The organism is Streptomyces sp. NPDC103540, from assembly GCF_055584445.1.
On record NZ_JBVJMA010000040.1, the window covers coordinates 1 to 7,204 of the forward strand.

The following is a 7,204-nucleotide window of genomic DNA, read 5'->3' on the forward strand; positions in this document are numbered from 1 at the left end:
CGCCTCCATCAGCCCTCCGAAGCCCACGTCGGCTGCGCCGCCGACCATCATGCGGGCTCCCGAGTGCCGCAGGTAGAGCCGGTCGGCCATGTGCCCTTCGCCTTCCCGGTGGTGTCCGCGGACCACCCTAGCGGGGGGCGTAATGAGGGGGCGGAACGGTGGACCGGATTCGATTGGATCTGCGGCCGGTTCCGGCAGGTCGGCGGGCCGAGCCGATTGGATCTGCACCTGGGGGCGGAATCGACTCCCACCGGCCCCCACCCCCAACGCACCGGCCCGCCCCTGCAACTTCGCCTGCCCGTGCTCGCCGGACAGCCCCCGCGCACGGCTCGTGGGCGGGGGCTGTCGGCGTGGGCGGTCCCGGTCCGCGGGTTGTTCGGCCGGGTACGGGGACACCCCCGGGCGGTGGGTGGCCGGCCGGGGGTGTCGTGGTGTGCTGGAGGGGGTCAGGCGCGGCCGCGGATCTTCTCTCCGGCCGGGGAGTCGGGGTTGAGGATGGCGGCGGCGACGCGGCCGCCGGAGTCCTTGGCGCCGCCGCCGAAGCTGATGCCGTCGGCGCCGTCGCCGGTGGCGCGTCCGGCGATGCCGTCCCAGTAGGAGGCCTTGCGCTCCCACCGGATTCCGGCGAGGAGGGTGTCGAGGTCGTGGCGGTCGTTGCGGCTGTCGCCGTCGTACCAGCTCATGGAGGTGTGGAGGGCGACGCCGAGCCCGGCGAGGACGGCGGGGGTGGAGATCGCGGAGCGGTTGGCGAAGTAGGGGAACAGCTTGGTGATGGCCCAGACGATGGCTTCGGTGGTCTCGTGCTCGACGTCGGCGCGCTTGACGGGGGTGTCGTCGTCGGTGCGGGGGAGGTCGTCGGCCTCGATGGCGGCGGAGGTGAGGCCGATGCCGGAGGCGCCGTACATGGCGGTGACGACGAGGGCGCGGAGGCCGGAGAGGGTGATGACCTCGGGGTCGGACGGGGCGAGCTGCCGCTTGCTGGACTGGACGAGGTCGGTGAAGGGGGTGTCGGTGCCGTTGTGGGTGACGATGATCTGCTCGGCGATGTCGCGGGCGACCTGGGTGGCGATGTCGCGGGTGTCCATGGCCATGGCCATGTTCTTCGCGACGGGCACGGCGAGGACGTTGCGGTCGTAGAAGACCTGACGGGCGCCCTCGGTGTCGAGGTTCCAGTAGAGCTCGAAGGGGATGCGGACGTCGCGGAGCTTGGCGGCCGTCACCCCGTAGTGGGTGGGGTTCTCGGCAATCTCGTGCCAGGCGCAGAGCTGCGTTTCGCCGTCGATGCCGATGACCTTCGTGCCGGTGACGATGGTGACCGTGCAGACGCCGGTGCCGGGGATGAGTTCGGCCTTGAAGCGGACGGTCTCCTCGTTGCCCTCGGGGGGCGCCCACAGGGTGATGGGCGGGTGGGACCAGTGGAGTCCGAGGTCCCCGAGGACGCCCTTGGCGAGGTATCCGGCGTAGACGGGGATGTTCTTCTTCTTCTGGGTGTCGCGGACGGTGCGCTGCACGAGGAGCCGCAGTTCGGCGTGTTCGCGTTCGGTGGGGGTGGCGCGCTTGGACAGGACGCGGTCCTCCTCCCGCTTGGGGTTGGGGCACATGCTCAGGAGGGTCGGCAGGTCGATGACGCCGATGGCGGCGCCGTTGCGGAAGCCGATGACGGTGACGTCGATGCCGGTCACAGCGGGGGTGGGCAGGGGCATGCTCATGACAGTGGTGTCCTTCCGGGTGGGTGCGTCGCGGTGTTCCGCGGTATGAGAACCTACCATCGCACCCGAACCCGCAACACCTCGATTTCTTCCCGCAGTTCAGCCACCCACTCCCGCAACTCCATTGAAGGCGTGATTCCGCTTCCCGCAACTCACTCACCTCCTAGACGTCTTGGCAGGTCAAGGGGTGCGGCCGGTAGCGGCGAAGCTTCGCAACTGGCCTACGAGGGGCCGTAATCCGGCCATGCAAAAACCCGGAACCTGCCTCGAAAGCATCGGTCCACCCTCCGCGGCCCCCACCTACCCTGCTCACCCGACAGCCCCCGCACACGGCTTGTATGCGGGGGCTGTCTACATGTGGGGCGGGAAGGGTTGGCCGGCCGCCGGGTGACGGTTCGGTCAGCCGCGGTGGTTCGGGATGCCGTTGTCGATCAGGTCGCGGTCGGCGCGGACGAACAGGGGGAAGCCGAGGAGTTCGAGGGCGTCGCGGACTGCTTTGACGTCGCGGGTGCGGGGGCCGCCGGTGGCGGCGGCGAAGACGTCGGAGACGTAGTGGAGTCCGCCGCCGACGAGGACGTGCCACTCGGCGCCGCCGGGGGCGTCCTGGTGGAGCGGGGGCAGGCGGGAGCCTGCGGCTTCCACGGCTTCGCGGGTGAGGTCGTACGTCTTGCCGCCAGTCGTGACGGGGACGCTGGTGGGGCGTTCAGGCATGCGAGTGTCCTTCGTGGTGGTGGTCGGTGGAGTGGGGGCCCGGCTGTACGTCCGGGCCCCCGGTGCCCATCTTGGCCGGGGTGGTCTGCTGCGGGGTGGGGCTGGTCATGAGCGTGTGTTGGCGGTTGAGGAACATCGGAACGGAAACCGGCGCTAAGCCCGGATCGCCGCTGGTGAGCACCTGACGGAACGTCGGCGCCGGGACGAACGTGAAGTCTTCCTCCAGATAACGCCCTATTATCTGCGGTATCACTGAGCGCGACCTGCGAGGACCTCTTCCGCACGCTGCGTCAAGCGCCCCTGTTATCTGCGGCAAGGGAGAGACGGTGCCCGCGGTCCTGCTGCTGCCGACCGGGAAGGCGCTGACCGTCCGGACGGCCGCCGATGCCTTCCTCGACTCGCTCACCAACCCGAACACCGTCCGGAACTACGGGATCGCCCTCGGGAAGACCGCCGAGCACTTGGGCGAGGGCCGGCCGCTCGCTGCCGTCGCGGACGACGAGATCGGCGAGGCGCTGGAGCTGCTGTGGGGCAGCTCGGCGGTGAACACCTGGAACGCCCGCCGCGGCGCGGTGCTCTCCTGGACGAGCTGGTGCGCGGAGCGCGGCTACGACGGCCCGGCGGTCCCGGCATGGGCGAAGCGGATGCCGCCGCCGGACTCCGACACCCCGGTGCGCTCGAAGATGGCGATCGACCGGCTGATCGCCCGCCGCGACGTCCACCTGCGGGAGAAGACCCTGTGGCGGATGCTCTACGAGACCTGTGCCCGCTCCGAGGAGATCCTGGACGTCAACATCGAGGACCTCGACCTGGCCGGGCGCCGCTGCCCGGTGAAGGCCAAGGGCGCCCAGCCCAAGGTGCGCCGGCGCGGCGCCACCCGCGCCGACTACGTGCTGGAGACGGTGTTCTGGGACGCGGGCACCGCCCGGCTGCTGCCTCGCCTGCTCAAGGGACGCACCCGTGGGCCGGTGTTCGTCACCCACCGCCGCCCCGGCCCCGGCAAGGTCGCCTCCGCCCGGGACGTGTGCCCGGACACCGGCCTGGCCCGCCTCTCTTACGGCCAGGCCCGCGCCCTGCTCGACCATCACACCGCCTTGGCCGGGCCGGGCACCGGCTGGGATCTGCACGAGTACCGGCACTCCTCCCTGACCCACCTCGGCGAGCAGAACGCCTCGGAGCTGATGCTGATGGCCAAGTCCCGGCACAAGAAGGTGGAGAACGTCCGCCGGTACTTCAAGCCCTCGGCGGATGCCATCGCGGGCGTCACCGCCCTGCTCGCGCCCGGGGACGCCCGGCGTTGACGAGGTCGCGGTTGTGGCAGGGTTCGCCCGGGCTCTCGCCAGGCGCACAGAAGTTGATCAATATCGGCCGTTGGCACCCAAGCCGCAGCTGACGCGCTTGGATGGGACACGCGAGGCGCAACCGCCTCGCCCGCTCGGGCTGGATGAGCGGTCGATTGCCCGCAGCTCAGGAGAGAACCCTGCATATTCTGGTGGTCGAAGACGACGACATCGTCAGGATGTTCGCCGTCGAGGTGCTGGACGAACTCGGCTACACCGCGATCGAGGCCGACTCCGCAGAGGCCGCCTTGAAGATCCTGGAAAGCCCCTACCAGGAGGTCGCTCTGCTGTTCACTGACGTCGGCCTTCCCGACATTCGCGGCGAGGAGCTGGCGGCCAAGGGCCGCGAGCTGCACCCGCTTCTGCCGGTCCTCGGCCTCGGGGATCAATCCGGACGTGGTTAGCGGTAAGGAACGATCTTGCTCGCTAGCACAGTGATCATCCGGCCCACTCGACTTCGATCGAAGATCGTATGAGGTGATCGGCTGGCGGATACCGTCCGCCGCGTGCCGATGGAGTTTCTGACGGATGAGCAGGCCGGGGCGTACGGACGGTTCGTTGAGGAGCCGACGCGCCCGGAGATGGAGAGGTTCTTTTACCTCGATGACGTGGACAGGCGGCTGATCGGGAAACGGCGGAGTGATCACAACCGTCTGGGCTTCGCGCTGCAGATGTGCACGGTCCGGTACCTGGGGCTCTTCCTGGAGGACCCGCTGGACGTGCCGTGGTCGGTGGTCGCGTACGTGGCCGAGCACCTGGGCGTTGAGGACCCCTCGGTGGTGAAGCGGTACACCGAGCGGCAGATGACGGCCTACGAGCACGCCTGGGAGATCCGGGACGCCTACGGCTACCACCAGTTCGAGGACGCGGCGTGGGGCCGGCGGTTCCGCACGTTCCTGCACGGGCGGGCCTGGACGCACGCCGAGGGGCCGGTGGCGCTGTTCAACCAGGCGGTGGGGTGGCTGCGGCGAAACCGGGTGCTGCTGCCCGGGGTGTCGGCGCTGGTGCGGCAGGTCGCGGAGGTCCGCACGGTCGCGGAGCGGCGGCTGTACGCCACGGTGGCCAACGCCGCCCGGCGGGCGGACCCCTCGCTGCCAGCTGACCTGGTGGCTCTGCTGGAGGTGCCGGAGGGCCGTCGGGTCTCGGAGCTGGAGCGGCTGCGCCGGCCGCCGACGCGCACGACCGGCACGAGCATGGCGAAGGCACTGGAGCGGGTGGACGAGATCTCCGCCTTCCACCTGGGCCGGGTGAAGTTGGACAAGGTGCCGCCGAACCGGCTGGCGACGCTGGCCCGGGTCGGGCTGGGGTCGAAGGCGCCGATCCTGGAACGCGCCCGGGAGCCGCGCCGCACCGCGCTGCTGACCTCGGTGGTGCGGCACCTGGAGGCGTCGGCGATCGACGACGCGCTGGACGTGTTCTCGCTGCTGATGCAGGTGAAGCTGCTGAACGTGGCGAAGCGGGCCACGGACAAGGAGTGGCTGGCCTCCCGGCCGCGGCTGGCGAAGGCGTCGCGCACGGTGCAGGCGGTGTACCGGTTGTGGTCCGAGCAGCTGGACCTGGTCGCCGAGTCCGGCGCCGACCTGGACGCGGCGGCGCTCTTCCTGGCGCTGGAGACCGAGGTCGGGCCGCGCGCCGAGGTCGAGGCGGCGGTGCGGCTGCTGGACGAGCTGCTGCCGCCGGGCGACGACGAGGCGGAGGCGGAGATGCGCCGCCAGCTGGCCGGCCGCTACGGCACGGTGCGCCCGTTCCTGTCGCTGCTCGGCGAGTCGAGCGCGCTTGGGGCAGCCTCCGGCGGCCGGCGGGTACTGGAGGCCGTGAAGCGGCTGCCCGCGCTCGCGCGGCGCAAGGTGAAGGCCAAGCCGCTGCTGCCCCGCAAGATCGACCAGAAGCTCGTGCCGCCGGCCTGGAAGAAGGCGGTGTACTCCAACCCCGACCTGCCGCTCGGCGCGGTGGACCGCGACGCCTACGCGGTGTGCGTGCTGGAGCAGCTGCACAAGGCGCTCGGGCGCCGGGACGTGTTCGCCTCGCCGTCGAACCGGTGGGCCGACCCACGGGCGCGGCTGCTGGACGGCGCGCAGTGGGAGGCGGTGCAGGCGGACGTCCTGCACGGGCTGAGTCTGGAGGAGCCGGTGGCCGAGCACCTGGCCGGCCGGGTGCGGGCGCTGGACGCGGCCTGGCAGCTGATGGCGTGGCCGGAGTGAGCTGACCGGCGCCCTCGGCGCCGTACGTCCATTGACTCCCTGGGGGCGGAATCGGTCGAAGGCGGCGTCGCCGGCCCACCACGATCGTGATCACCTGCCTCCGGGCTTGTGGTTCAGGGAGCGCCTTGGGTGCCCGCGAGCCGGGTGCAGGTGACAACGCGGAGTTGCCCGTCTGGCTTCTGAGGGAAGGTGAGCACCACTTTGTCTTTTGTGCCGGTGACCTGCATTTTCGAGTAGCCCTCTTCCTGTCCACCGTTGTCGATCATGCCCCCCGACACGGTGTAGGTGCCGTCGATTGCCTTGCCGGCCTGCTCAGGCATCTCATGGATGACATAGGGAGGATGTCTATGCAGCGACTCCACCGTGTAGGTGAGGCGGCCGTCCTCGTACTTCCATGTGGCCTGATCCGACCACTCTTGGCCGGGCTCTCCTCCGGAGATCACGTAGTTCCCGTCGCTGAATACCTCCACCAGCGCCCCTGCACCGTTCTCTGCTTTGATCCTCCAGGTGCCCTGCAGGAACGCGCTCAGCGTCTGGGAACGGACGCTGGTGGAGCCGTTGCCCGAGCAGGCCGCCACGGCAGCGGCCGCGCTCCCTGCCAGGACATAGCGCAGAGCCGCCCTGCGTCCCACCAGTCGCACGAAGTCCTTGCTGTCCACCACGACTTCCACCTTCACGTCGGCTTCGCCGCGGCTCCTGCCCGACGTGCGCACGCCAAGACTGTGGCCGCACCAGCGGACATGGGCCACCCTGGCGCCTCCCTATGGCTTGATAGCGACCCAGGATGGCGCGTGAGGCGCGAACGTGACGGTGTGCCGATGGGGCAGGGCCCGGTGGGGTCAGTTGGGTGGGCAATCCAACGCCCTGGGGGCGGAAACGGTCGATTCCGCCCCCGCTTGCCGATCCAATTGGCTCGGCCCGCCGACCTGCCCGAACCGGCCGCCGATCCAATCGAATCCGGTCCACTATTCCGCCTCCCCATTCCGCCCCCGCTAGGGTGGTCCGCGGACACCACCGGGCCCGCCCGGCCCACCTGGGGAAGGCGAAGAGCACATGGCCGACCGGCTCTACCTGCGGCACTCCACCGACAAGCAGACCGACGCCCGCCAGCGCCACGCCTTGGCCCCGCTGCTGGCCGCCGGCGCCCCCGTCTACGAAGACCCCGCCACCTCCACCCGGCAGCTCTCCCTCGACCGCGCCGGCTTCACCCGGCTGCTGAACGAGGCCGCCGTCGGCGACACCA

Annotated in this window: 6 protein-coding genes and 1 pseudogene; 4 read left to right on the top strand and 3 right to left on the bottom strand. The window is 70.4% G+C overall.

What is annotated here, in order from left to right; all coding sequences use genetic code 11:
- Positions 1-446: 446 nt before the first annotated feature.
- Both ACZ6ZI_RS40155 and ACZ6ZI_RS40160 read right to left on the bottom strand, forming a co-directional pair.
- A complete protein-coding gene (locus ACZ6ZI_RS40155; protein WP_469530086.1) occupies positions 447-1,709 on the bottom strand; it encodes a DNA sulfur modification protein DndB in 1,263 nt (420 codons plus the stop codon).
- Positions 1,710-2,108: 399 nt separating this feature from the next.
- Positions 2,109-2,420 carry a hypothetical protein gene (locus ACZ6ZI_RS40160; RefSeq protein WP_469530089.1) on the bottom strand — a complete coding sequence of 104 codons (312 nt, stop codon included), beginning with the start codon at positions 2,418-2,420 and terminating at the stop codon, positions 2,109-2,111.
- A gap of 326 nt (positions 2,421-2,746) precedes the next feature.
- Between ACZ6ZI_RS40160 and ACZ6ZI_RS40165 the strand changes: the two genes are divergently transcribed.
- The 3 genes and pseudogenes from ACZ6ZI_RS40165 to ACZ6ZI_RS40175 form a co-directional block, all read left to right on the top strand.
- Positions 2,747-3,721: a tyrosine-type recombinase/integrase gene (locus ACZ6ZI_RS40165; RefSeq protein WP_469530090.1), complete on the top strand. Its 975-nt coding sequence runs from the start codon at positions 2,747-2,749 to the stop codon at positions 3,719-3,721.
- 191 nt (positions 3,722-3,912) lie between these two features.
- Positions 3,913-4,164 (top strand): response regulator, encoded by a 252-nt coding sequence (locus tag ACZ6ZI_RS40170; protein ID WP_469530092.1) that lies wholly within the window; start codon positions 3,913-3,915, stop codon positions 4,162-4,164.
- 102 nt (positions 4,165-4,266) lie between these two features.
- Positions 4,267-5,949: pseudogene (locus ACZ6ZI_RS40175) on the top strand (DUF4158 domain-containing protein); the annotation flags it as partial.
- A 125-nt stretch (positions 5,950-6,074) separates the two neighbouring features.
- Here ACZ6ZI_RS40175 and ACZ6ZI_RS40180 read toward each other — a convergent pair.
- The gene (locus tag ACZ6ZI_RS40180) at positions 6,075-6,710 is read right to left on the bottom strand and encodes a hypothetical protein (RefSeq protein ID WP_469530095.1); all 636 of its coding nucleotides are present in this window, start codon (positions 6,708-6,710) and stop codon (positions 6,075-6,077) included.
- A 304-nt stretch (positions 6,711-7,014) separates the two neighbouring features.
- Between ACZ6ZI_RS40180 and ACZ6ZI_RS40185 the strand changes: the two genes are divergently transcribed.
- Positions 7,015-7,204, top strand: a 190-nt coding sequence (locus ACZ6ZI_RS40185) for a recombinase family protein (protein ID WP_469530097.1), incomplete at its 3' end; no start/stop codon positions are given.